This window comes from Micromonospora sp. AP08 (assembly GCF_008085935.1).
GTDB classification, from domain to species: domain Bacteria; phylum Actinomycetota; class Actinomycetes; order Mycobacteriales; family Micromonosporaceae; genus Micromonospora; species Micromonospora chersina.
On record NZ_VSEZ01000021.1, the window covers coordinates 41,642 to 65,964 of the forward strand.

Consider the following 24,323-nt stretch of genomic DNA (forward strand, 5'->3'; position numbering starts at 1 on the left):
GCTGCGGCGGCTGGGTACCGACCACGTCGACCTATGCCAGCTCCACCTCGGCGACCTACCGGTCGCGGAGGCGCTGGACCTCATCGGGCCGCTCGAAGAGCTGGTCGCCGCCGGAAAGATCCGGGCGTCGAGGACCTGCTGGCCGACCTCCGCGTTGCTACCGTCGCCTGATGCCCACACTCGAACGGCTCGCCACCCGTCATGCTCCGGCGCTGCTCCGCTTCGAGCGGATGAACCGGGAGTACTTCGCGCGGTTCGTGCCGGACCGGGGCGACGACTACTTCGACGAGTTCGCCGACCGGCTGACGGACCTGCTCAAGGAGCAGGACAGCGGCATGTGCCACTTCCACGTCCTCGTCGACGAGGACGGCACGGTGCTGGGCCGGTTCAACCTGGTCGACGTGGCCGACGGCAGCGCCGAGCTGGGCTACCGGGTGGCCGAGCGGGCCACCGGGCGCGGCGTGGCCCGCGAAGGCGTACGCCGGGTCTGCGCCCTGGCCCGCGACGAGTACGGGCTGCGCCGCCTGGTCGCGTCGGCGGCGCTGGCGAACCCGGCCTCCCTGGCGGTGCTCCGGCGGACCGGGTTCGTGCCGGTCGAGGAGGTGCTGATCGGCGGCGAGCCCTGCCTGCGGCACGTCCTCGACCTCACCGCGCACTCCTGACTCCCGGGTGACCGATGAGAATCACCGGACGGGCAGGTCCATACCGGTGACCGATTCGAACGTCCCGAAGGAGACCGCCCGCGATGGCAACTCCCACCCACCTCACCGCCCTCCCGCCGGTCGTCGACCGGGAGACGTGGCGGCGCGAACGTGACCACCTGCTGGCCCGGGAGAAGGCCCACACCCGCGAGGGCGACGCCATCGCGGCCGCCCGGCGCCGGCTGCCCATGACACCCGTCCCGCCCGTCACCGTGCAGGGCCCCGGCGGGGAGACGCCGCTGCTGGAGGTCTTCGAGGGCCGCCGGATGCTGATGGCCTACTTCCACATGTGGCACGACGGCAAGCCGTACGAGGACCAGTGCGAGGGGTGCACCTTCTCGACCTGCCACATGGAGAGGCTGGACTACCTGCACGCCCGGGACGTCACCTACGCCGTGCTCTGCCAGGGCTCCTACGCCGACAGCGCCCCGTTCGCGGAGTGCATGGGCTACCGCTTCCCCTGGTACTCGGCGCGGGACACCGACCCGGCGCTGGTGGACGGCCGTGGCTTCGGGTCCATCGCCTGCTACCTGCGCGACGACGACGGCCAGATCTATGAGACCTGGTGGACCACCGGGCGCGGCGTCGAGGCGTTGACGACCAGCTACCACGCCCTCGACCTCACGGTGTACGGCCGGCAGGAGAACTGGGAGGACTCACCGGAGGGATGGCCGAAGGTCAGCGGGCACCCGTGGCGTCTCGACGGCCGCCCCATCGCGCAGTGGAGCCGCCCGGGTGTCACGGCCGCGACCGGGGCGTCCTGCTGCGGGGATTGATCCCGGCTACCGTCAGCGGGGTGTTCGAGGAGCTGACCCGGCGATACCTGCACGCGGTCGACCGGGCGCTGCCCGGTTACGTGCGGGCGCTCTACGTCGTCGGGTCAGCAGCGCTCGGCGCCTGGCAGCCCGGCGCCAGCGACGTCGACACGGTCATCCTGACGTCGCGCCCACCGACCCGCGACGACCTGGCCCAGCTCGCGCGGATCCACGCCGGCATGCCCCGGTCACCCCACGTCGACGGCGTCTACCTCGAACCCGCGCTGGCCCGATCCTGGCCGGCGGACGGCCGGGCCGTCCCGTTCGTGGTCGACGGCGAGTTCCGGACCGACACGCCCTGCGGCGAGCTGACCCCGGTCCTCTGGCTCACCCTGCGACGCCACGGCATCCCGGTACGCGGCCCGGCCGTCGCCGAGTTGCGGGTACGGGTCGACCCGGAGCAGCTCCGCCGGTACAACCTCGACAATCTGCGGGAGTACTGGCAGGCCAGGGTGGCCCCGTTCCCGGCGGAGCTCGCCGGCGTGGCCCCGGCCACCCCCGTGGACGGCGGGGTCGTGAGCTGGTTCGTGCTGGGACCCGCGCGACTGCACCACACGCTGGCCCACGGCGACATCATCTCCAAGACCGCGGCGGGGGAATACCTGGCGGGCCTGTTTCCCGAGTACGCCGACCTGGCGCGACGGGCCGTCGGTTGGCGTGCCGGCGGCGCGGAGTTGTTCACCGCCGCCGACCTGCTCGCCGCGGCCCACAGCGTCAACGCGGTCGCCGACGACGCCTGGCGCCGCTTCGGGGACTGATCGGCGAGGACCAAAGGCACTCCCACGGCGACGGAAGGCTTCCCTCAGGTGTCGCGGGCCGCCGAGGCGGCGATCACGCTCGCCGGTGCGGGACTGGTGGCAGTCGGCGCCGTGCGCAGCTCCCGCGAGGCGGGCGCCGCCCAGGTGGCCCTCCTCAGGGGCACCGCCTGCGGGCCAGTTCCCTCTCCTCCTGAGGCAGCGCCTCGGCGGCCAGCAGTTGCGGCAACAGTTCCGGTTCGAGTGTCATCGCGCGGAAGACGAGTTCGACGGTCACGTCGTGGGCGGGCCGGTACATGACCTCGACCGGGTCCTCGGCGCGGACCTGGCCCGGCTCGATCACGCGCAGATAGGCGCCCGGCAGCGCGGCCCGCGTGAACCGCTTGATCCAGCCGTGCTGTTGCAGCCAGCCCTGGAATGTCGCACAAGGGATCCGTGCGCAGGACACCTCCAGGACGACATCCGACCCGATCCGCCAGCGTTCGCCGATCAATGCGCGATTGACATCGAGGCCGATGGTCGTCAGGTTCTCCCCGAAGCCACCGTTCGCGATCCGCCGGTCCAACTCCGCTTCCCAGCGATCGAGATCCTCGCGGGCGTACGCGTAGACAGCCTGGTCGGGACCGCCGTGGTGCTTCACGTCGTAGACACGGTCGCCCGCGAGACCGACCTCGCCGGTGCCCTTGGGGCCGGGGGCGGTGACAGCGACCGAGCCGGAAACAGGTCGCTTGTCGATCCCTGTCGCGCTGAGCTTCTTCCATGGATTGGGTCGAGGCCTGCCCACGTTGACGGAGAGAAGCTTCATGGCAGGCAAGGTAGGGCCGGTTGCCCCGCCGAAGCGAACCATTTCCCGGCCACCGCCGGCGAAGCATCCACCCGACCGTGGCCCGGCCATCACGGGTCGAACTACTCTGGCCGGTATGTGCCTCTCGCAGCCGTGACCCTGTGCCGCCGGCTCGCCGTCGCGGTTGCCCTGGCCGGGTCTGCCGGCTATCTGGTGGGGCAATGGTTCGCGTCCCCTGGCGGTGGAGCCCTCGACCGCCTGTCGTCCTTCGGGTTCCTGGCTGCCGGCGTAACCACGCTGCTGCTGCTGACTGTGGCCGTCCTCGCGGGACGACCGGCGGTCTTCATCGTGCGGCCGGCAGAGCCGTCCTTCACCGCGCCGCCCAGCGCCCAAGCGCTCTTTGTCGCCCTTGGGTTTACCTATTGGGCCTCGGGGCAGGTCGGCTCGCTGGTCGGCTCGGCCAAGTCGCACGACCTAACGTTCTGGGACGCCGTTGTGGTGGTCTTCTGGATGGTCGGGGCTGGTGTGCTCCTGGCTCGAGCCTGGCGTGGTCTGGGTGTCCACCTACGCCCTGACGGAGTGCGGTGGCGGGAGCTGACCGGATCGGTGAGCGTGCCCTGGGACGCACTGGCACCTGGTCGTCCGCTTCGGCCCGCGGCCCGTACCAAGATCCTGGCTCTCACGTACGCACGGCCCGAACTGGTGCGGCGTCGCGGCATCGTGCTGGGCCACCAACTCCTGAGCATCGACAACATCGCCGGCTGGTTCGTCGCGGATGCCATCCGGCACTACGTGACGCACCCCGAAGGCCGGGCAGCGATCGGCACGGAGGCCGAATACGACCGCCTCCTCCATGCGATCGGCAACGAACCGACCGACGCACCTACCAGGCCCTGGATCGGAACAAACCCCTAGATCGAACTGTCGTGAGGCGGTAAGACTGGCCCACCAGCTCGCTCCAGAGGAGGTTCTGATGACGGGCGTAGCCGAGACACTGCTGCGTCTGGCCAAGTCAGATGACTTCTCGGAGCGGGCGCATGCCGGCACCGAGCTGAGCCTGTTCGCTGGATCCGAGACCGTCGACCGGGCGCTCGTGGAGCTCCTGCTGGATGACGACAACACCAGTGTCGTCCAGGACACCGCGGAAGCTTTGATCAAGCGAGGTGACAGAGCAGCGCTCCGCCCGTTCGCCGCGGCCTGGCATCGTGTTGAAGCACAGGTGGACAACACCCACTTGACGGAGATCGCCGACTACCTTTACGGCGCCACCAGCTATGGCCTCTGGCTCGACTCGAACGATCCGCAGCGGGCCGGCCTCCGAACGGTGCTCGCGACACTGCTCGATGACCAGGACCAGACGGTCCGCAAAGGTGCTGATGGCCTGCTCGGCCAATTGGGCAGTACAAGCTAGGCGGACGGGGCAGCCGGATCCGCGGGACTGGAGGCATGGTCACATGAGGTCGAGGCTACGCAAGCTGCATGTCGCCGGTCGGGAGTTCACCTGGAAGGCCGACATCCGCGACGCGTCCGGACCTGACGGTCGTCTCCATCGCTGCATCCGAATCCGCGTCTGGGGAGCGGGAAAGAACGGTCGCGCTCTGCAGGCCGACCTCACTGACCGGCCCCAGCCGGCGCCTGGGGAGGAAACGTATCCGTACCCGACGGCTGAGAACGTGCGCGCACTTGCCCGGTACGGCATCAGCGTTGGCTGGACGCCGGAGGCGGTGGGCGGAACGTTCCGCATGACTTCCGCCGCGGACGTCGAGTTGCCCGGGTTTGCCATCACTGATCTCTTGTGGGCCGCAGAACCCGCCCACTAGCTCAGGTGCGGTTCCTCAGCCGCCCGACGACCCGGCCGGATGGGTCACGCCTCGACCCGCGCCGCGATGATCTACCAGCACACCACCGAGGAGCATGACGAACGATCGAGGCCCCAGCCAGGAAACCTGTCCTGAGCTGGGGCCTCACGCTGGAGCGGGTGACGGGAATCGAACCCGCACTGTCAGCTTGGGAAGCTGATGTTCTGCCATTGAACTACACCCGCAGGCGGCACCACTGTACCTGAGGCCACCACCTCCCTGCACCCAGGTACCCCCGCAGCCCGATCACGCGTCGCAACCGGACCGAAACGATCTTGTCATCGTGGAGCCCCGATCAGCAGCGGAAAGTTTCACCATGGCAACATATGGCCGTTCTCAAATCCTTCGATCGGATGTAACGTCTCCCACACGTTTCCGACCCGGCGTGACATACCCCCTGTCATGCCGTTCGAAAGAGGTGGGCCCATGGGACTGCGTCCCAACCTGCTGACCCGGCGTACCGCCGGCGTCGCGTCGACGACCCTCGCGCTGCTGCTCAGCACCGCCGCCGTGGGCGTCGTCCCCGCTGCTTCGGCCTTCTCGGCCGCCCCGGACGCGTCCTGCGTCGGACCCGCTGACGTCCACTCGGACGCCCGGGTCAAGAAGGGCGGCACGGCCAAGCTGGACCCGAACGAGCTGACCGCCAAGCAGGTCCGTGAGCGCGAGGCCGACCTGGCCGCGGCGCTGCGTGAGCGGGCGAACTTCCGCGCTGGCGCCGGGGCCACCCCGCTCGCCACGGTGACCATCCCCGTCGTCGTCCACGTCATCCAGCGGGACAGCACCCGGGCCGGCGGCAACATCCCGGACTCGATGGTGACCCAGCAGATCGACGTGCTGAACAAGGCGTACGCCGGTGCCACCGGTGGCGCCCCGACCGCCTTCAGCTTCCAGCTCGCCAAGGTGCACCACGTCACCAACGCCGCCTGGTACCCGATCGTGCAGGGTTCCTCGGCCGAGCGCGCGATGAAGACCTCGCTGCGCGAGGGCGGCAAGAACACGCTCAACCTCTACCTGGGCGAGCTGAGCGACGACCTGCTCGGCTGGGCGACCTTCCCGCAGCGCAAGCTGAACAGCATGGACGGCGTGGTCGCGCTGAGCGAGTCGCTGCCGGGCGGCACCGCGACCAACTACAACCAGGGCGACACCGGCACCCACGAGGTCGGCCACTGGCTGAACCTCTACCACACCTTCCAGGGTGGCTGCTCGGGCTCGGGCGACAGCGTCTCCGACACCCCGGCCGAGGCCTCGCCGGCCTTCCAGTGCCCGACCGGTCGCGACACCTGCACCACCGCCGGCCTGGACCCGATCACCAACTTCATGGACTACACCTACGACTCGTGCATGTACCAGTTCACCCCTGGTCAGGCGAGCCGCATGCTGACCGCGTGGAACGCCTACCGCGCGGCCTGACCGTCCCGCACCACACGCCGGTGCCGGTCCCGTCCTCGGACGGGGCCGGCACCGGCTTTTCCGTGCGGGTTCAGGCCGCCGGGCGGCGGGTGTCGAAGCCGTGCCGGCCGCGTCGGCCCTCCGGGGCGAGCGGGTCGCGCCGGGCCGGGGCGCCGGCCCCCGGATCGAGCCAGACGCGCACCTCCGGCCGGCCGCCGTCGGGACGCGTCACCTGGTCGCGCCGGGTCAGCATCGCCACGTCGACGGTGAACTCGAACAGCCGCCAGTCGCCCTGCGGCGCGGCCCGGCCGATCCGGGCCACCCGGGCCACGGTCGCCGGATCGGTCACGGGGCGGGCCCGGCCGGCCACGTAGGCCTCGTCGTCGCTCTCCTCGGGCGGGAAGGAGTGCAGCGCGAAACGGCCGTCGCGTTCGAGGTCGCGGCGCTTGGGCGAGTCGATGACGAAGCACCAGAGCCCGTCGTCGGTGATGACCGGGGAGACCGGGTGCACCCGCGGGCCGCCGTCGGCGCGGACCGTGGCGAGGTAGCCGAAACCCGGCCCGTACTGCTGCAACAGGAGGCGGATCTCGTCGGCGAGGCGGGGCTCGTCGGCGGCGAATTCGGACCAGGAAGCCATGCGGACATTCTATCGAACAGGTGTACGAAGATGTAGTCCGACACGCAGGTCACCCGTACCGGTCGCTATGGTGTTGCGATGCTGCTCTCCGACCGCGACCTGGTCTCCGAGATCAAGGCGGGCACGCTCGCGCTGGAGCCCTTCGAGCCCACGCTGGTGCAACCGTCCAGCATCGACGTACGTCTGGACCGGCTCTTCCGGGTCTTCAACAACCATCTCTACACGCACATCGACCCGTCCGTGCAGCAGGACGACCTCACCTCGATGGTGGAGGTGCCCGAAGGCCAGCCGTTCGTGCTGCACCCGGGCGAGTTCGTGCTCGCCTCCACGCTGGAGGTGATCTCGCTGGGCGACCAGCTCGCCGGGCGCCTGGAGGGCAAGTCCAGCCTGGGCCGGCTCGGCCTGCTCACCCACTCCACGGCCGGCTTCATCGACCCGGGCTTCTCCGGCCACGTCACGCTGGAGCTGTCCAACGTGGCCAACCTGCCGATCACGCTCTGGCCGGGCATGAAGATCGGCCAGCTGTGCATCTTCCGGCTCTCCTCGCCGGCCGAGCACCCGTACGGCTCGGCGGTCTACGGGTCGCGCTACCAGGGGCAGCGCGGGCCGACCCCGAGCCGGTCGTGGCAGAACTGGCGCACCTGGCCGACCCGCTGACCGGCCGGCACGGCGGAACGGCGCAGGGGCCCCCGCGGCACGGGAGCCCCCGCGGACCGGTCAGCCCGGGCGGCCGTAGCTGTTGATCTGGCCGTCGTCGACGCGCTTCATGGTGATCGGCTTGCCCGACTGGGAGGCGTGCACCACCCAGCCGTCGCCGACGTACATGCCGACGTGGTGCAGGTCGCTGTAGTAGAAGACGAGGTCACCGGCGCGCAGCTCGCTCCGGCTCACCCGCCGGGTCACGTCGTGCTGCTGCCGCGCATTGTGCGGCAGCGAGACGCCGGCCTTGGCCCAGGCCGCCATGGTGAGGCCGGAGCAGTCGTAGTGGTCGGGGCCGGCGGCGCCCCAGACGTAGATCTTGCCGATCTGGGCGCAGGCGAACTTGACCGCGATGCCGGCCGGGCCACCGGGGTAGCCGGCGGGGCAGGGGGCCGGGCGCAGCGGACCGCCACCGCCGCTGCCGTAGACCTTGAGCCGGAGCTTCTGCAGCTTGACGATCTCGGCGTCGATCTGCTTCTTCTTCGCCGCGAGCTGCGCCTCGGTGCGCGCCAGCTCGCCGATCATCTCGTCCAGCGGCTGCTTCTTGGCGGCCAGCTGGTCGCGCAGCTCGGCGACGGTCCGCACCTGCGCCTGCTGGCGGTTCGCGAAGCGGTCGAGCAGTGCGAGGCCGTCCACCAGCTCGCTCGGGGACCGGCTGCCCAACAGCGCGTTGACGGTGGAGAGATTGTTGTCGCCCTTGTACGCGTCGGCGGCGAGGCCGCCCACCTGACCGAGGGCGGCGTCCACCCGGGCCTGGAGCGGGGCGATCTGCTTGGCGAGCGCGGCAGCCTGCTTGCGCTTGGCGGCGAGCTGCTCGCGGGTGGCGTTGACCTGTTCGATGATCGGTTCGAGCTTGTTCCAGTCCTGGTCGATCTGGCGCTCGATCTCGGTGACCGACGGTTCGGCGTGGGCCGCCGTGGCGCCGCCGGTCAGGACGACGGCGGTGCCGGCCAGGGCGGCGAGGACGGTGGTGAAGCGGGACCAGCGGGAACGCGGCGCAGCCGTCGACCGGTCGACCGACCGGCCCGACGGTGGCCGCGGGGCATGGTGTGCCACCGGGCTTCCGTACTCCTTCTTCGTGCCCGCCTACCGAGTTAGCTGACGGGTTCGGGCGGGAAGGGAGCCGCCCTACCGCAGTGGCTGCGGATTCACCCCAGGTACCTGGGTCCCCGGCTCGCCCGGAGGCGACTCGGCGGTGTCGGACCGTCACCACCCGGGTTGGACGGTGAAACTGGCGGCCGACGATTGACCAGAGTAGAGATGACCGTTACCGATCCGCAACCCAAGTCGCCGTGACACTCCGTACCCGAAGGTTTTTTTCACCGAAGATTACTTGTCGGAAAGGTATTGACCCGGAGGGTGCGTGGGGCGAGGGTGAGGACGCAGTGACCCCCATCCCTGTCTGGAGGTTCGATGCACCTCTCCCCCCCGCCGTCGGGCAGACGGATGCTGCTGGCAGCCGCCGTCGCGGCGGCCACCGCGCTCGTGGCCACCGGACCGGTGGCCGCGGAACCGCTCACCGCCCCACCCCCCACCGACCGCCAGGAGCAGTACGCCGCCGCCGCGGCGGAGTACGGCGTGCCGCAGAGCGTCCTGCTCGGCGTCTCGTACCTGGAATCGCGGTGGGACACCCACCCGGGCCAGCCGAGCACCAGCGGCGGCTACGGCCCGATGCACCTCACCGACGCCCAGCACGTCCTCTCGACCCCGGCCAGCGGCCACGTCGACGAGGACGAGGACCCGCGGGGCGACGACTCGCGTCCGCTCACCCTCGACCCGGCCACCGCGTCGGCGCCGGCGGAGGACGCGCTGCCGCAGGCGTCCCTGCAGACGCTCGACGCCGCCGCGGCGCTCACCGGCCTCGCCGAGGAGACGCTGCGCACCGACGCGGCCGCGAACATCCGGGGCGGGGCGGCGCTGCTCGCCTCGTACCAGAAGGAACTGGCTGCGCCGGTCGGCGCCGGCACCGACCCGGCGGCCTGGTACGGCGCGGTGGCCCGCTACTCCGGCGCGGACACCGAGGACGCGGCGGCGGCCTTCGCCGACGAGGTCTACGACCAGCTTGGCCTCGGCGCGACCCGGACCACCGACGACGGCCAGCGGGTGACCCTGGCCGCCACCACGGTGACGCCGGACCAGTCCGGGCTGCACAAGCTGGGGCTGCGCCGCGCCGAACGGCCGGACGGCCTGGAATGCCCGGTGCGGCTGGCCTGCGAGTGGATCCCCGCCCCCTACGAGCAGCTCAGCGCGGACCCGGGGGACTACGGCAACCACGACCTCGGGAACCGGCCGGCCCAGCAGAAGATCGAGTACATCGTCATCCACGACACCGAGGGCTACTTCGGCCCGAGCGTGAACCTGGTGAAGCGGGCCGACTACCTGGGCTGGCACTACACGCTGCGCTCGGTGGACGGCTACGTCGCCCAGCACATCAAGGCCAAGGACGTCGGCTGGCACGCCGGCAACTGGTACGTCAACGCCAAGTCCATCGGCCTGGAGCACGAGGGCTTCGCGGGTCACGGCACCTGGTACACCGAGGCGATGTACCGGGCCTCGGCCAAGCTGGTCCGTCACCTGGCCCTGCGCTTCCAGATCCCGCTGGACCGGCAGCACATCATCGGCCACGACAACGTCCCCGGCACCACCGCCGGGACGGTGCGCGGCATGCACTGGGACCCGGGCCCGTACTGGGACTGGTCGCACTACTTCGACCTCATGAAGGCCCCGTTCCAGTCCACCGGCACGCCGCACACCGGCCTGGTCACGATCGACCCGGACTTCGCCGCCAACCGGCCCGCCTTCACCGGTTGCAACCAGCAGCCGCCGGGCGTGCCGAAGCCCACGCCGCCGGCCGCGCCGTGCCCGCTGCGCGGCTCGTCGGCGGTGGTCCTGCGCACCGCACCGAGCGCGACCGCTCCGCTGGTCAACGACCTCGGGCTGCGGCCGGACGGCACGCCGGACACCATGTACGTCTCCGACCACGGCGCCCGCGCCTCGGCCGGCCAGACGTACGCCCTCGCGGACATCCAGGGCGACTGGACCGCGATCTGGTACCTCAACCAGAAGGCCTGGTTCTACAACCCGGCCTCCGCGCCGACGGCCAAGTGGGCGAACGGCTTCGTGGTGACGCCCAAGGCCGGGAAGACCACCATCCCGGTGTACGGGCGCGCCTACCCCGAGCGGGCGGCCTACCCGGCCGGGGTGCCGTACCAGACCATCTCCCCGCTGCAGTACAGCCTCTCGGCGGGCCAGCGGTACGCGGTCGGCGGGGTCCTGCCGGGCGAGTACTACCGGGCGGTCACCTTCGACGGCTCGTCGCCGGGTGACTGGACGGTGATCCGCGGCGAGAACCGGTACGTGCAGATCCAGTTCGGCCACCGCGTGATGTTCGTGAACCTGGACGACGTCCAGATCCAGCCCGCCTCGGTCGGCGCGCCCGCCTGACCGACCTCACGACGAAGGCCCCCGGTCCGCGTGGACCGGGGGCCTTCGTGCTGCTCGGGGTGGGTCAGTACGGCCTGCGGAAGCCGGCGACCGGCATGGTGTTGATGCTGGACACCTGGACCGGCTTTCCGGTCCGGGGCGCGTGCACCATGATGTTGTTGCCCAGGTAGAGGCCCATGTGGTGCAGGTCGCTGAAGAAGAAGATCAGATCCCCCGGCCGGGCCTCGGCTCGGGAGATCGCCCGTCCCTCGTTCCACTGCGCGCCGGTGAAGTGGGTGAGCGAGATGCCCGCCGCCTTGTAGGCGTACTGGGTGAGGCCGGAGCAGTCGAACGAGTTCGGGCCGGTGGCGCCCCAGACGTACGGGTCGCCGACCTGGGCGCACGCCGTCTTGATCGCGGTGCGCGCCGCGCTGCTCACCACCCCGTCGATGGCCGGGCAGCCCGCCGGGCGGATCGAGGTCACCGGCAGCATCGCGGTCAGCCGCTTGATCTCGGAGTCGATCTGCTTCTTCTTCGCCGCGAGCTCGTTGCTCTGCTTGAGCTCAGTGGCGATCAGCGCGTCCAGCTTCTGCTTCTGCTTGTTGTACTTGTCCCGCACGGCGAGCACGCCGGCGATCTGCCGGCGCTGGTCGTCGGCGAGCCGGTCGAGGATGACCAGCTGCTCGGCGAGCGTGCCGGGCTTGGTGTTGACCAGCAGCGCGCCGAGATCCTGGGACGGGCCCTGGATGTAGTAGCGGGCCGCGATGTCGCCGACCTTGTTCATGGCCAGCGCCGACTCCAGTTCGAGCGGCACCATCTTCTTCTCGAGGTCGGCCGACTTCTTCCTGTTGACCTTGAGCTGGGCGCGCACCTTGTTGTACTGCTCGATGGTGGGCTCCAGCTGCTCCCACTGCTTGTCGATCTGGGCGTCGATCTCGTCCACCGACGGCGCCGCGTGCGCCGGGGCCGCCAGCAGCCCGGCGCCGACCGCGACGGCGGCGACCACGGTGAGGAGACGGCGTACCACCCGGTGGAACCCGGCGGGTCGGCCGGGGGGCTGGCTCGGGGCGTGACGTTCAGGGGGCATGGTTGCCACCGGCACGGACTCCTTTGCAACCGACCGCCGGGCGCCTCGCGAGAGGGAAGATCGAGGCAGACGACCCACAGCGGTCGGTGCCCCACATTAGGGAAGGCACCGGGGTGGAATCAAGGCGACCATTGGTTCAATCACGTGTGCGCAACCGCTTGTGTACCAAGGGTATTCATTTACCGGCCAACGATGGCCGTCAATACATCGTCGAGGGTCACCACGCCCAGGGGCCGGCGGCCGTCGCTCACCAGCACCATGTGCCGGCGCTCGCGCCGCATGGCGAGCAGCAGATCGGCCAGCGTACGGTCCGGCGGCACCACGGCCAGCGGCCGGTAGACGTCGGCCGGCACCGGTGCCCGCCGGCCGGCGCCCGCGTAGCCGAGCACGTCCTTCACGTGCACGAAGCCGAGCACCCGGCGGGTGGACCGCTGCACCACCGGGAAGCGGGACCGGCCGGTGCGGGTCGCCAGCACCTCCAGCGACGCCGGTGAGACGTCCTCGGCCACCGTCGTCACCGTCGACCACGGTTGCAGGGCGTCGGCCGCGGTCCGGCTGTGCAGGGCCAGCGCGCCGGTGATCCGGGCGTGTTCCTCGGCGTCCAGCAACCCCTCGGTACGCGCCTGCGAGACCAGGCCGGCCAACTCCTCCGCCGTGAACACGGTCTTCACGGCGTCGGTCGCCTCGACCCGCCACAGCCGCAGCACCTGCCGGGCCGACCACTTCATGGCCAGCAGCAGCGGCTTGGTGCCCAGGCAGAAGGCGAGCATGGCCGGGCCGAGCCAGAGCGCCGACGGCTCCGGGCCGGCCAGGGTGATGTTCTTCGGCACCATCTCGCCGACCACGGTGTGCAGGAAGACCACCACGCCGAGGGCGATCACGAAGGCCACCGGGTGCACCGCCGACGCGGGCAGGCCGAGCGCCTCGAACGGGGTCTCCAGCAGGTGGGCCAGCGCCGGCTCGGCGATGGCGCCGAGGCCGAGCGAGCAGACCGTGATGCCGAGCTGCGCCCCGGCGATCATCAACGGGATCTGGTTCATGGCCGACAGGGCCCACCGGGCCCGCTTCGACGTCGCCGCCAGCGGCTCCAGCACCGTCCGGCGGGAGGCGATCAGGGCGAACTCGCTGCCCACGAAGAAGGCGTTGCCGAGCAGCAGCACCAGGGCGATCAGCAGCTCACTCACCGTCGTCGGGCTCCTCCGGGCGGACCACCCGGACCTGCTCGATCCGGTGCCGGTCGACCTCCACGACGGTGAACTCGTACCCGCTGTCCTCGACCGTCTCCCCGGGCACGGGGATGTGCCCGAGCCGGGCCATCAGGAAGCCGGCCAGGGTCTCGTACGGCCCCTCGGGCAGCCGGAAACCCGTCTGCTCGACCAGCTCGTCCTCGCGGAGCACGCCGTCCACCAGCACGGTCCGCTCGCCGCCGGGCACCGTCAGCTCGACCGGGCCGAGGTCGTCCACCGCGTCCGGGTCGAACTCGTCGGCGATCTCCCCGACCAGCTCCTCGACGAGGTCCTCCACGGTCACCACGCCGTCCGTGCCGCCGTACTCGTCGACCACGATGGCCAGGTCGGCGCCGGCGTCCTTGAGCGCGGCCAGCACGCCGTCGAGGTCGAGGCTCTCCGGCACGTACACCGGTTCCCGGGCGACCGCGGCGACCGTGGTGGCGGCCCGCCGGGCCAGCGGCACGCCGAGCGCGTCCGGCACCCCGGCCACCCCGGTGACCAGGTCCAGCGTCTCCTCGTAGACCGGGAACCGGGTCCGGCCGGTCTGCCGGGACAGGTCCAGCAGCTCGGCGACGCTCGCCGTGGCGCGCAGCGCGATCACGTCGACCCGCGGGGTCATGGCCTCGGCGGCCCGCTTGTCGCCGAACCGGATGGTGCGGCGCAGCAGCATGGCGGTGTCCGGCGGCAGCGCCCCGGCCCGGGCCGAGATGGCCGCCAGCAGGCCCAGCTCCTCCGGGGACCGGGCGCTGGCCAGCTCCTCCTGCGGCTCCACGCCGAGCCACCGGACCAGCCGGTTCGCCGAGTCGTTGAGCAGCCGGATCAGCCACCCGAAGGTGCGGGAGAAGGTCCGCATGGGCCCGGCGGTGCCGAGCGCCGTGGGCATCGGCCGGGCCAGGGCGAGGTTCTTCGGCACCAGCTCGCCGAAGAGCATCGAGATGAGGGTGGCCAGCGCCAGGGCCAGCAGCCCGCTGAACCGGTCCGCGCCGCCGACCGGGCGCAGCAGCGGGGCGAAGAGCCGGGCCAGCGCCGGCTCGGCCAGGTAGCCGGTGAGCAGCGCGGTGATGGTGATGCCGAGCTGGGCGCCGGAGAGCTGGAAGGAGAGTTCGCGCAGCGCCCGGCGGACCGTGACGGCGCCGCCGTCCCCCTCGCCGGCCCGCCGGTCGATCTCCGCGCGGTCGACGGTGACCAGGGCGAACTCGGCCGCGACGAAGAACGCGTTGCCGGCGGTCAGCAGCACGAAGCCGACCAGGGGCAACAGCGTGGTAACCAGCAGGCCGTCGATGAGCGAGATTGTTCCACGGGCCGGCATCCGGCACGAACCCGCGACCGACGACGGCGGCGGCACCCGGGTGGGTGCCGCCGCCGTCGTGGTTCAACTCGTCCGCGGTACGCCTCAGCCGGCGACCGACTCGGTCTCCTTCTCGCCCGCCGGGGCGTCCGGCTTGACCGAGCGGAGCAGCACGCTGGCCACGTCGACGACCTCGACCTGCTCGCCGGCGCCCTTGCCGTTGACCCCGTCGTTGAGCATCGTCGAGCAGAACGGGCAGCCGACCGCGATGGTCTTCGCCCCGGTGGCCATGGCCTCCTCGACCCGGTCCACGTTGATCCGCTTGCCGATCTTCTCCTCCATCCACATCCGGGCGCCGCCGGCGCCGCAGCAGAAGGAGCGCTCGCTGTTGCGGGGCATCTCGGTCAGCTCGCCCTGGATCGAGTCGCCGAGCACCTCGCGCGGGGCGGCGAAGACCCGGTTGTGCCGGCCCAGGTAGCAGGGGTCGTGGTAGGTCACGCCGCCGTCGACCGGCTGCACCGGGGTGAGCTTGCCGGCGGCCACCAGGTGGGCCAGCAGCTGGGTGTGGTGGACCACCTCGAACTCGCCGCCGAGCTGGCCGTACTCGTTGCCCAGGGTGTTGAAGCAGTGCGGGCAGGTGGCGACGATCTTCCGCTTGCTCTTCTCCCGGCCCTCGAACGCCTCGTTCAGCGTCTCGACGTTCTGCTGGGCGAGCATCTGGAAGACGAACTCGTTGCCGATCCGGCGGGCCGGGTCGCCGGAGCAGGTCTCGCCCTCACCGAGGATGGCGAAGGAGACGCCGGCCTCGTTGAGCAGCGTGGCCACCGCGCGGGTGGTCTTCTTGGCCCGGTCCTCGAACGCGCCGGCGCAGCCGACCCAGAACAGGTACTCGAAGTCGTCGACCTCGCCGACCCGCGGCACCTCGAAGCCGAGGCCCTTGGTCCAGTCCTCGCGGGTGTTCTGCGGGGCGCCCCACGGGTTGCCCTTGTTCTCCAGGTTGCGGAGCATGACGCCGGCCTCGGACGGGAAGCTCGACTCGATCAGCACCTGGTAGCGGCGCATGTCGACGATGTGGTCGACGTGCTCGATGTCCACCGGGCACTGCTCGACGCAGGCGCCGCAGGTGGTGCAGGACCAGAGCACGTCCGGGTCGATGACCCCGCCCTCCTCGGCGGTGCCGATCAGCGGCTTCTCGGCCTCCGCGAGGGCGAGCACGTCGACGTGGGCGAGCTGGGCGGCGGTCGCCTTCTCCTCGCCGGTCAGGTCCTTGCCGCCACCGGCCAGCAGGTACGGCGCCTTGGCGTACGCGTGGTCGCGCAGGCTCAGCACGAGCAGCTTCGGCGACAGCGGCTTGCCGGTGTTCCAGGCCGGGCACTGCGACTGGCAGCGACCGCACTCGGTGCAGGTGCTGAAGTCCAGCAGGCCCTTCCAGGTGAACTGCTCGACCTGGGCGACGCCGAACTGGTCCTTCTCCGGGTCGGCCTCCTCGAAGTCGAGCGGCTTGCCGTCGCTCATCATCGGCCGGAGCGCGCCCAGGCCGGAGCCCGCGGCCTTCTCGGGCTCGCGCTTGAAGAAGATGTTGGGGAACGCCAGGAACCGGTGCCAGGCGACACCCATGGTGACGTTCAGCGAGATCACGATGAGCCAGGTCATCGAGATGGCGATCTTGATGAGGGCGGCGACGCTGACGCCGGCCGTCCAGGCCGGGAGCGCGGCGCCGACCGCGTGGCTCAGCGGGGTGGCCCAGACCGGGTACTCGAAGTGGTCGGTGGCGACCTTGAAGCCGCGGATCACGAAGCCGAAGATCAGGACCAGCAGCACGACCCACTCGACGAAGTAGCCCTGCCACATCGTCGAGCCGGTGAACCGGGAGCGGCCGCCCGGCCGGGTGGGCCGGTTGCGCAGCCGGATCCCCATCAGCACCAGGATGCCGGCCAGGCCCAGGATCCCGATCCACTCGGTCGCCAGGCCGAAGATCGTCCAGTGCCCGATGATCGGCAGCCCGCCGCCCGGGGTGACCACCTCGAAGTACGCCTCGAGCACCAGCAGCGACAGCACGATGAAGCCGACCATCACGAACCAGTGGGCCGCCCCGACCACGCTCCACTTCAGCATGCGGGTGTGGCCGGCGGTCTCCACCAGCATCTTCTTCGTGCGGGCGCCCTTGTCGCCGAACCGCTCCGGCGCCGGTTGCCCCAGCCGGATGACGGCCGTCATCTTCATGACCGCGCGCACCGCAAGCCACACCGCCACGGCGGTGATGGCGGCCGCGAGGATCGTGGTGACGATCTGGACGCTGCCCATCGAGTTGGCCTCCCGGTCTGCTGCTTGTCAGTGCAGCCTACGCGCAAGGTTACCCAGCAGTAACGTGAGTCATCTCGCATCCGGCCACGCCGCCCTGTCGACACCTTAGGCGCAGCGGACGCCGGACGCCGTTCAGGGGCGTCCCGGCGTGACGTACGCCCGTGTCGCGGGGGCGGGACCGGTCAGCGCGAGGCGACCCCGGTCAGCGCCAGCGGGAGAGCAGGATCAGCGAGGAGACCATCGCGCCGAAGCCCACGGCGAGGTTCCAGTAGCCCCACGACGCCACGGGGTACGCCTGCTCGGAGAGGTAGTAGACGACCAGCCAGCCGATGCCCACCACGATCAGCGCGACCGCGGTGATCGGCAGCCACACCGGGCTAGGCTTGCGCGTCGCCGCCGTCGCCGTCGGACGAACGTCCGTCGGCGGGGTGTACACCTTCTTCTTGCGGACCTGAGACTTGGGCACGACGCTCTCCAGAGGGGGGTACGACCTCGTCCGGCCTGACAACCGGGCGCGGGGGCGACGGTCCATGGCCAATAATGTTCGACAGCTAGCGTAGTCCCGACGGACCGTCCAGGCCACGAATGGGGTCAGGCCGGTGCATGGAGTGACCGAAAAGGGCGGGACTTTTCGGGTCGAGCAGACCGTCCGCGCCCTCGCGGGCCGGAACGAGACGACGGGAAAGGGAACGCCCGGTGGAGTACACGTCCGGCGCCGCCTCCTGGCAGAAGGTCCTCCGGCGCGCGGTGGTCGGCCTGCTGCCCCGCCGGCCGCGGCAGCGCCGCCCGGGCTGGTCGATCGGCGTGCCCCTGATCGCCGCCGCGGCCGGGCTCCTCTTCACCACCACCGCGAACGCCGCCGGCGGCACCTCGCTGCGCGAGGACCGGCGTCCCCAACTCACCCAGTTGATCGAGGACCGGCGCGAGCAGGTCGCGGCCAGCGAGGCGAAGGCCGCCCGGCTGCGCGCCGAGGTCGAGGAGCAGACCGGCGAGCTGGCCGGCGCCGACGGCCCGATCAAGGCGCAGCGGGACCGGGCCGCCGCCACCCGGCAGGCCGCCGGTTTCACCGCGCTCACCGGCAGCGGCATCACGATCGAACTCAACGACGCGCCACGACGGGCCGACCAGACCCTGCCCAAAGGGGCGAGCAACGACGACCTGGTCGTCCACCAGGGCGACGTCCAGGCGGTCGTGAACGCGCTCTGGGCGGGCGGCGCCGAGGCCATGTCAATCATGAATGTCCGCGTGCTCAGCACCAGCGCGGTACGCTGCGTCGGAAACACCCTGCTGCTGCACGGCCGGGTGTACTCCCCTCCTTTCAAGATCGTGGCAATCGGCGACCCCGCCGCGTTCCAGCGGGAACTCGCCGCGTCTGAGGGAGTCCGGTTGTTCAGGGAAGCCGTCGACCACTACCAGCTCGGCTACTCCGAGAGCATCTCCACGGTCACCGTGCCGGCGTTCGAGGACTCGACCGCACTCCAGTCGGCGAAGGTGCCCAGGTGACACCGGACGACCCCCGGGAGCGGGACGGGCGCCACCGCGACGCCGGCGACGGCCCGACGGCGTTCCTCCCGAAGGTCGACCGACCGGCGCCCGCACCGCCCCGCCCCCCGCTGAACCTGCCCTGGCCGGACCGGCCCGCGCCCACCTCCGAGCAGCGGCCGGCCGGCTCGCGCCCGCCCGCGTCCCCACCGCCCGACCCGCGCCCGCCCGCGTCCCCGTCGCGCCCGCCCGCGTCCCCACCGCCGGCCTGGCCCGGCGACCGGAGCCGCCCACCGGCCCCCACCGCCCGTCCGGTCTCGCCGCCGCCCCCCGGCGGCTCCCCGGGAGGGTGGTCCGAGACGACACCGCCGGCGCGCGGCGCGGCACCGGAACGACCGGCTGGTGCTTGGTCCGAGGGGCGTCCGCCCACCACGCCGCACGGGCCCACCGACCGCCCTGAGGGACGGGCCGACCGGCACCGGCGCGGTGCCGGTCCGGGCGGACCCGTGGCGGCCTCGGACGGACGGGCGGACCGGCACCAGCGGGGTCCCGGCCACGGCGGACCCGCCAACATCCCCGACGAGCCCCGGCCCCGGGTCGACGCGCCGACCGCCGAGGTACGGCCGTCCGCTCCCGCCGACGCCCCGACCGCGTTCATCCCCCCGCTGGGCGATCGGCCGGCGCGCCGACCCGCCGGAGGGCCGCTGCGTGCCGGCGCGCCGGGAGCCGGCGTACCCAGGTCGGGTGGCCCGGCCGACGGCGGCCCGGCCCGGCCGGCGGCGACCGGCCCGGAGGACCCCGGAGCGACCGCGGTGATCCCGGCCGTCAGCCGCCCGGCGGCCCCTCCGGCGCTGGACTCCACCGCGCTGATGGGTGCGGTGCCCCCGGTCCGCGACACCGGCGACGACGAGCCCGCGACCCCGGCCGAGCCACCGCGCCCCCGCCGGGGCGAGCGGGTGGTGCAGCTCCGACCGGAGCAGACCGGCGAGGGGTACAAGAGCGTCTACTCGGAGCTGACCCGCCCCACCGTCGGTTCCCGGCTGCGGACGATCGTGCGCGGCACCGGCGAGGTGCTGATCACCTTCGGCCTGGTGGTGCTGCTGTTCGCCGGCTACGAGATCTGGGGCAAGGCGGTGATCGTCGACGCCCACCAGAACGATCTGAGCAGCCAGCTCGCCCAGGAGTGGGGGGCGGACCCGACGGTCGGCCCGACCACCGGGCCGAGCCCGAAGCCGAAGCCGCCGGCCGAGGGCAAGCCGGTCGCCGGGCTCTACATCCCCAAGCTCGACAAGCACTGGGTGGTGGTCGAGGGCGTCACCCCGGACGACATCCGGTACGCCCCGGGCCACTACCCGAAGAGCGCCATGCCGGGCCAGGTGGGCAACTTCGCCGTCGCCGGGCACCGCATCCGGGCCACCTTCTGGCGCCTCGACGAACTGCGCTCGGGCGACAACATCGTGGTCGAGACCCAGGGCGAGTGGATCATCTACAAGGTCTACCAGCAGCGGATCGTCAAGCCGTACCAGGTCGAGGTCGTCGCGCCGGTGCCGGGCAAGCCGAACGAGCGGCCGACCGAGAAGCTGCTCACGCTGACCACCTGCAACCCCAAGTTCGACAACTACCAGCGGCTGATCATTCACGCCCGGTTGGATCACGTCCAGGCCAAGTCGGCGGGCCGCCCGGCCGAGCTGGAGGGCTGACGCGTGTACGGATGGATCTGGCGGAAGCTGCCGTTGGGGCTGCCCGGGAAACTGATCGGCTCGGTGCTGCTGGCCGCCGCGACGGTCGCCCTGCTCTGGTTCGTGGTCTTCCCCTGGGCCGAACCCCTCCTCCCCTTCGACGACGTGCAGGTCACTCAGGACTCCGGCGTGCCGGGTGACGACGGCGGCGGGCTCACCGAGCCGAGTGAGCGGCCCTCCGAGGAGGAGATCCCGTACAGCACCGAGACGAACAACGCCCCGCCCTCCACCCCGAGCAGGTGACCCCATGCGCGTCCTCGTGATCGACAACTACGACTCGTTCGTCTTCAACCTCGTGCAGTACCTCGGCCAGCTCGGCGTGGACTGCGAGGTGCGGCGCAACGACGAGATCGACGTCGCCGAGGTGGGCCGGGTGGGCGCCGCCGGCGTGCTCCTCTCGCCCGGGCCGGGCAGCCCGGACCGCGCCGGCATCTGCCTCGACGTGATCAGGGAGTACGCGGGCAAGCTGCCCCTGTTCGGTGTCTGCCTCGGTCACCAGGCCATCGGCGAGGCGTTCGGCGCGACGGTGACCCGGGCGCCGGAGCTGCTGCACGGCAAGACCTCACAGGTGAGCCACGACGGCGTCGGCGTGCTGGCCGGCCTGCCCGACCCGTTCACCGCCACCCGGTACCACTCGCTCGCCGTGCTGCCCGAGACGCTCCCCGACGAGCTGGAGGTCACCGGCCGGACCGCCTCCGGCGTGGTGATGGCCATGCGGCACCGCACCCTGCCCATCGAGGGCGTCCAGTTCCACCCCGAGTCCGTGCTGACCGAGGGCGGCCACCTCATGCTGGCCAACTGGCTGGCCGTCTGCGGTTACCCGGAGGCGCTGGAGCGGGCCCCGGAGCTGGCCGCCGAGGTCGACGCCCGCCGCCGCGCCGCGTTCGCCGCGGCCTGAGGGTTCGTTCTACGCGACGTGGCGGTGCCGTCCGGCACCGCCACGTCGTCTGTCTGGAGCTGTCGGGTCAGGGCTGGCTGAGCCGGGTCGGCGGCGTCGTGGTCGGGAACGGGAAGCCACCGCCGCCCCCGGTGCCGGGGGTGGTCGGCGTCGCGCCCGGGGACGGCGTGCCCGGGCTGGCGCTCTCGGTCGGTTCCGGCAGGGGGATGTCGACGTAGATCGTCACCCGCTCGCCCCGAGCCAGGCTCGAGTTGGCCTTGGGGCTCTGCCGGCTGACCTTGCCGACCTTGTCCGGTGTGACCTCGTCGCCGTCCAGCTTCCGCACCTTGTAGCCGGAGTTCTCCAGCAGCCTTGTCGCCTCGTCCTCCGAGAGGCCGACCACGTTCGGCACCTCGCTCACGTTGCCCCGGGACACCTCCACCTTGACCGTGGAGTTCTCGAGAACCTTGCTGCCTGACTTGGGGTCGACCTTGGTGACGGTGCCCTTCTGGGCGCTGCCGTCCACTTCCTTGACGTCGACCTTGAGGCCCAGGTTCTCCAGCTGCGCCTGGACGTTCTCGAGCGTGGAGTTGACCAGGCCGGGCGGGATGATGACCTGCTTCGGGCCGCCACAGATCTGGACCGTGACCGCGCTGTTCTTCTCCACCCGCAGCCCCGGGGCCGGGTTCTGACCGACCACGGTGCCCTTGTCGCAGGTGGCGTTCTGCACGGGCTCGCCCGCCGTGAACCGCAGCCCGGCCTGGGTGAGCGCTGCCTGCGCGTCCGCCTGGCTCTGGCCCTGCAGCCGCGGCACGGAAACCTTCTCGGCGCCGGTCTGGTTGAGCCAGAGGGCGGTGGCCAGGGCGATGACCGCGAGCACGCCGAGCGCGGCGAAGGTGGCGATCACCCAGCCCGAGCTCTTGCGCTTGCGCGCGTCGCCGACCCGGGCCGCCGGCGGCTGCTGGCGGGTCTGCGGCCCCATCACCTGGGTCTGCTGATAGCCGGCCGCGGCCGGCGCCATCGGCATGGTCTCCTCGGCCGGCATGACCGGGGTGGCCAGCACCGGACGGCCCGCGGCGGCGCGGAGCAGGTCGGCCCGCATCTCGCCGGCGCTCTGGTAGCGGTTCAGCGGGTTCTTCGACAGCGCCTTGAGGACGATGGCGTCCACGGCGGGGTTGACGTCCGGGTTGATGGTGCTCGGCGTGGGCGGCTGCTCCCGTACGTGCTGGTAGGCGACGCTGACCGGGCTGTCGCCGACGAATGGCGGGTGCCCGCAGAGCAGCTCGAACAGCACGCAGCCGGCCGCGTAGACGTCGGAGCGGGCGTCGACCGCCTCGCCGCGCGCCTGCTCCGGGGAGAGGTACTGCGCCGTGCCGATGACCGCGCTGGTCTGCGTCATCGTGGTGGCGCCGCTGGCCAGCGCCCGGGCGATGCCGAAGTCCATCACCTTGACCTGGCCGGTCTGGGTGAGCATCACGTTGCCGGGCTTGATGTCCCGGTGGATGATGCCGTGCCGGTGGCTGAACTCCAGGGCCGCGCACATGTCGGCGCAGATCTCCAGCGCCCGGCGCGGCTGGAGCCGGCCCTCGGCGCCGAGCACCTCCTTGAGGGTCCGCCCGTTGACGAACTCCATCACGATGAACGGCAGTGTCTCGCCGGTCGGGGCCGTCTCCTCGCCGGTGTCGTACACGGCGACGATGGCGGGGTGGTTCAGCGACGCGGCGTTCTGCGCCTCCCGGCGGAACCGCATCTGGAAGGTCGCGTCCCGGGCCAGGTCGGCGCGGAGCATCTTGATCGCGACATCCCGACCGAGCCGGAGATCGCGACCACGGTGCACCTCCGCCATGCCGCCGTAGCCGAGCAGCTCGCCGACCTGGTACCTGCCACCGAGCAGGCGGGCCTGCGCTGTCATCGCGTCTCTCGTCCTTCGCTCGTCGTCGTCTCGCCGCCAGCCGGCTGGAGCCGTACCCCACGACGGTACGACGTGGGGGCCGGATAGTCGCCCCCGTGGGCCCGCAGCGCGCCGGAGGTCACGCCCACCGGAGCAAGCGCGCCGGGGTCACCGGCCGTCGCGTTGTCCCGGATCTTGTAGGAAATCACGCCGGAGCACAGCAGGATCAGCACGGCCACCACGACGGCCAGCAGCCACCGCCCGGCGTGGGACCGACGCGGCGCGGGCGCGACCGGCGGTCGCGCGTACCCGAGGGGGGCGTGCTGCCGGGGCGGCGGGACGGCCGCCGCGCCGCGCGGCGCCACCGGCGGGCGCGGCGGCGGGGCCGGCGCCACCGCGGTCGGGCGCGGCGCGACCGGCGGGCGGGCCGGCACCGCGGGCGGGCGGGGCTGCGGTCGCGTGGCCGTCGGGACCTGCGCCCGCGCGGCCGGTGCGGCCGGGGAGGCGGGTACGCCGGAGATCGGGTGGCCGCCCCGCGCCTGCTGCGACAGGGCGAGCTTGGCCTGCCGGGCGACGCTGGCCAGGGCGGAGGCGCTGGGCCAGCGGGCCGCCGGGTCCTTCGCCAGTGCGCGCTCGACGATGGCCCGGACCTGCGGCGGGATGTCGGCGGGCAGCGGCCGGGGCGCCTCGCGCACGTGCTTCATGGCGATCTCGAGCGGGTTGTCCCCCTCGAAGGGCCGCCGGCCGGCCAGGCACTGGTAGGCGACCACGCCGAGGGCGTACACGTCGGAGGCGGGGGTGGCGACGGCGCCGGTGGCCTGCTCGGGCGAGATGTACGAGGCGGTGCCGAGCACCGAGCCGGCGGCGGTGAGCTGGCCGACCAGGTCGGAACGGGCGATGCCGAAGTCGGTGAGCACCAGCGTGCCGTTGGGCCGGACCAGCAGGTTGCCGGGCTTCACGTCGCGGTGCACGATGCCCTTCTCGTGCGCGGCGTGCAGCGCGTCCGCGGCCTGCGCCAGCAGGGCCATCGTGCGGGCCGGGGTGAGCCGGCCGACCCGGCTGAGCGTCGAGGAGAGCGCGTCGCCCTCCACGTACTCCATCACCAGGAAGGCGATCTGCTGGTCGCTGCCGAAGTCGTAGACGTCGACCACGCCGGGGTGGTTGATGGTGGCCATGGTGCGCGCCTCGCCGCGGAACCGCTCGGCGAAGCCCGGCTCGTCGAGCAGGGCGGGGAGCAGGCTCTTGACCGCGACGGTCCGGCCCAGCACCTGGTCGGTGCCGCGCCAGACGTCGCCCATGCCACCGCTGGCGATCCGCTCGTCGAGGCGGTAGCGGTTGCCGAGCTGCACCCCGGGGGCGAGCAT

The 24,323-nt window shown here is 71.8% G+C and carries 22 protein-coding genes, 1 tRNA gene, 1 pseudogene and 1 riboswitch; of the genes and pseudogenes, 13 read left to right on the top strand and 11 right to left on the bottom strand.

The genetic code is table 11. The features are described from left to right. Positions 1-10: 10 nt before the first annotated feature. The 4 genes and pseudogenes from FXF50_RS30315 to FXF50_RS26245 form a co-directional block, all read left to right on the top strand. Positions 11-67 (top strand): annotated as a pseudogene (locus FXF50_RS30315) (hypothetical protein); the annotation flags it as partial. A gap of 103 nt (positions 68-170) precedes the next feature. Further along, positions 171-662, top strand: a complete 492-nt coding sequence (locus FXF50_RS26235) for a GNAT family N-acetyltransferase (protein WP_148431612.1) — start codon at positions 171-173, stop codon at positions 660-662. Between the two features lie 83 nt (positions 663-745). Next, positions 746-1,477: a DUF899 family protein gene (locus tag FXF50_RS26240; protein WP_148431613.1), complete on the top strand. Its 732-nt coding sequence runs from the start codon at positions 746-748 to the stop codon at positions 1,475-1,477. A 20-nt stretch (positions 1,478-1,497) separates the two neighbouring features. Continuing rightward, the gene (locus FXF50_RS26245; RefSeq protein ID WP_187399828.1) at positions 1,498-2,274 is read left to right on the top strand and encodes a nucleotidyltransferase domain-containing protein; all 777 of its coding nucleotides are present in this window, start codon (positions 1,498-1,500) and stop codon (positions 2,272-2,274) included. Between the two features lie 154 nt (positions 2,275-2,428). Here the strand turns inward: FXF50_RS26245 and FXF50_RS26250 are convergent, their stop codons facing one another. Next, the gene (locus FXF50_RS26250) at positions 2,429-3,076 is read right to left on the bottom strand and encodes an MOSC domain-containing protein (RefSeq protein WP_148431615.1); all 648 of its coding nucleotides are present in this window, start codon (positions 3,074-3,076) and stop codon (positions 2,429-2,431) included. 132 nt (positions 3,077-3,208) lie between these two features. Between FXF50_RS26250 and FXF50_RS26255 the strand changes: the two genes are divergently transcribed. Both FXF50_RS26255 and FXF50_RS26260 read left to right on the top strand, forming a co-directional pair. Then, positions 3,209-3,970 carry a hypothetical protein gene (locus FXF50_RS26255; RefSeq protein WP_148431616.1) on the top strand — a complete coding sequence of 254 codons (762 nt, stop codon included), beginning with the start codon at positions 3,209-3,211 and terminating at the stop codon, positions 3,968-3,970. A gap of 58 nt (positions 3,971-4,028) precedes the next feature. Continuing rightward, positions 4,029-4,466 carry a hypothetical protein gene (locus FXF50_RS26260; protein ID WP_148431617.1) on the top strand — a complete coding sequence of 146 codons (438 nt, stop codon included), beginning with the start codon at positions 4,029-4,031 and terminating at the stop codon, positions 4,464-4,466. A gap of 559 nt (positions 4,467-5,025) precedes the next feature. Here the strand turns inward: FXF50_RS26260 and FXF50_RS26265 are convergent. Next, positions 5,026-5,099, bottom strand: a tRNA-Gly gene (locus FXF50_RS26265). Between the two features lie 241 nt (positions 5,100-5,340). Between FXF50_RS26265 and FXF50_RS26270 the strand changes: the two genes are divergently transcribed. Then, entirely contained in the window at positions 5,341-6,324 is a 984-nt protein-coding gene (locus FXF50_RS26270) for a zinc metalloprotease (RefSeq protein ID WP_148431618.1), read from the top strand. 70 nt (positions 6,325-6,394) lie between these two features. Here FXF50_RS26270 and FXF50_RS26275 read toward each other — a convergent pair whose 3' ends face one another. Beyond that, positions 6,395-6,940 (bottom strand): pyridoxamine 5'-phosphate oxidase family protein, encoded by a 546-nt coding sequence (locus tag FXF50_RS26275; RefSeq protein WP_148431619.1) that lies wholly within the window; start codon positions 6,938-6,940, stop codon positions 6,395-6,397. 78 nt (positions 6,941-7,018) lie between these two features. Between FXF50_RS26275 and dcd the strand changes: the two genes are divergently transcribed. Further along, a complete protein-coding gene (gene dcd, locus FXF50_RS26280) occupies positions 7,019-7,597 on the top strand; it encodes a dCTP deaminase (protein WP_091264644.1) in 579 nt (192 codons plus the stop codon). 60 nt (positions 7,598-7,657) lie between these two features. Here the strand turns inward: dcd and FXF50_RS26285 are convergent, their stop codons facing one another. Continuing rightward, positions 7,658-8,695: an NlpC/P60 family protein gene (locus FXF50_RS26285; RefSeq protein WP_148431620.1), complete on the bottom strand. Its 1,038-nt coding sequence runs from the start codon at positions 8,693-8,695 to the stop codon at positions 7,658-7,660. 11 nt (positions 8,696-8,706) lie between these two features. Then, a riboswitch (cyclic di-AMP (ydaO/yuaA leader) is annotated at positions 8,707-8,844 on the bottom strand. Between the two features lie 241 nt (positions 8,845-9,085). Here FXF50_RS26285 and FXF50_RS26290 point away from each other — a divergent pair. Continuing rightward, positions 9,086-11,083, top strand: coding sequence for an N-acetylmuramoyl-L-alanine amidase (locus FXF50_RS26290; RefSeq protein ID WP_255510198.1), 1,998 nt, complete (start codon positions 9,086-9,088; stop codon positions 11,081-11,083). 64 nt (positions 11,084-11,147) lie between these two features. On the opposite strand, the gene FXF50_RS26295 is transcribed toward FXF50_RS26290, so the two are convergent. From FXF50_RS26295 to FXF50_RS26315, 5 genes are all read right to left on the bottom strand, one after another. Next, a complete protein-coding gene (locus FXF50_RS26295) occupies positions 11,148-12,164 on the bottom strand; it encodes a C40 family peptidase (RefSeq protein ID WP_255510199.1) in 1,017 nt (338 codons plus the stop codon). Between the two features lie 164 nt (positions 12,165-12,328). Continuing rightward, on the bottom strand, positions 12,329-13,333 hold the full coding sequence (locus tag FXF50_RS26300; protein WP_148431623.1) for a hemolysin family protein: 1,005 nt from the start codon (positions 13,331-13,333) through the stop codon (positions 12,329-12,331). After that, positions 13,326-14,687 (bottom strand): hemolysin family protein, encoded by a 1,362-nt coding sequence (locus FXF50_RS26305; RefSeq protein ID WP_187399830.1) that lies wholly within the window; start codon positions 14,685-14,687, stop codon positions 13,326-13,328. The genes FXF50_RS26300 and FXF50_RS26305 overlap by 8 nt, the downstream gene beginning before the upstream one ends. An 84-nt stretch (positions 14,688-14,771) precedes the next feature. Next, on the bottom strand, positions 14,772-16,970 hold the full coding sequence (locus FXF50_RS26310; protein ID WP_148431624.1) for a (Fe-S)-binding protein: 2,199 nt from the start codon (positions 16,968-16,970) through the stop codon (positions 14,772-14,774). 202 nt (positions 16,971-17,172) lie between these two features. Next, positions 17,173-17,436 carry a cell division protein CrgA gene (locus FXF50_RS26315; protein ID WP_091316105.1) on the bottom strand — a complete coding sequence of 88 codons (264 nt, stop codon included), beginning with the start codon at positions 17,434-17,436 and terminating at the stop codon, positions 17,173-17,175. A gap of 230 nt (positions 17,437-17,666) precedes the next feature. On the opposite strand from FXF50_RS26315, the gene FXF50_RS26320 reads away from it, so the two are divergent. From FXF50_RS26320 to FXF50_RS26335, 4 genes are all read left to right on the top strand, one after another. Next, positions 17,667-18,473, top strand: a complete 807-nt coding sequence (locus FXF50_RS26320) for a DUF881 domain-containing protein (RefSeq protein WP_148431625.1) — start codon at positions 17,667-17,669, stop codon at positions 18,471-18,473. 485 nt (positions 18,474-18,958) lie between these two features. After that, a complete protein-coding gene (locus FXF50_RS30030) occupies positions 18,959-20,152 on the top strand; it encodes a class E sortase (protein ID WP_370464157.1) in 1,194 nt (397 codons plus the stop codon). Positions 20,153-20,155: 3 nt separating this feature from the next. Next, positions 20,156-20,434: a hypothetical protein gene (locus FXF50_RS26330; RefSeq protein WP_148431626.1), complete on the top strand. Its 279-nt coding sequence runs from the start codon at positions 20,156-20,158 to the stop codon at positions 20,432-20,434. A gap of 4 nt (positions 20,435-20,438) precedes the next feature. Beyond that, entirely contained in the window at positions 20,439-21,089 is a 651-nt protein-coding gene (locus FXF50_RS26335; RefSeq protein WP_148431627.1) for an aminodeoxychorismate/anthranilate synthase component II, read from the top strand. A gap of 67 nt (positions 21,090-21,156) precedes the next feature. Here the strand turns inward: FXF50_RS26335 and pknB are convergent, their stop codons facing one another. Together pknB and FXF50_RS26345 are read right to left on the bottom strand one after the other, a co-directional pair. Beyond that, on the bottom strand, positions 21,157-22,980 hold the full coding sequence (gene pknB, locus FXF50_RS26340) for a Stk1 family PASTA domain-containing Ser/Thr kinase (RefSeq protein ID WP_148431628.1): 1,824 nt from the start codon (positions 22,978-22,980) through the stop codon (positions 21,157-21,159). Beyond that, positions 22,977-24,323: a serine/threonine-protein kinase gene (locus tag FXF50_RS26345; protein WP_148431629.1), complete on the bottom strand. Its 1,347-nt coding sequence runs from the start codon at positions 24,321-24,323 to the stop codon at positions 22,977-22,979. The genes pknB and FXF50_RS26345 overlap by 4 nt, the downstream gene beginning before the upstream one ends.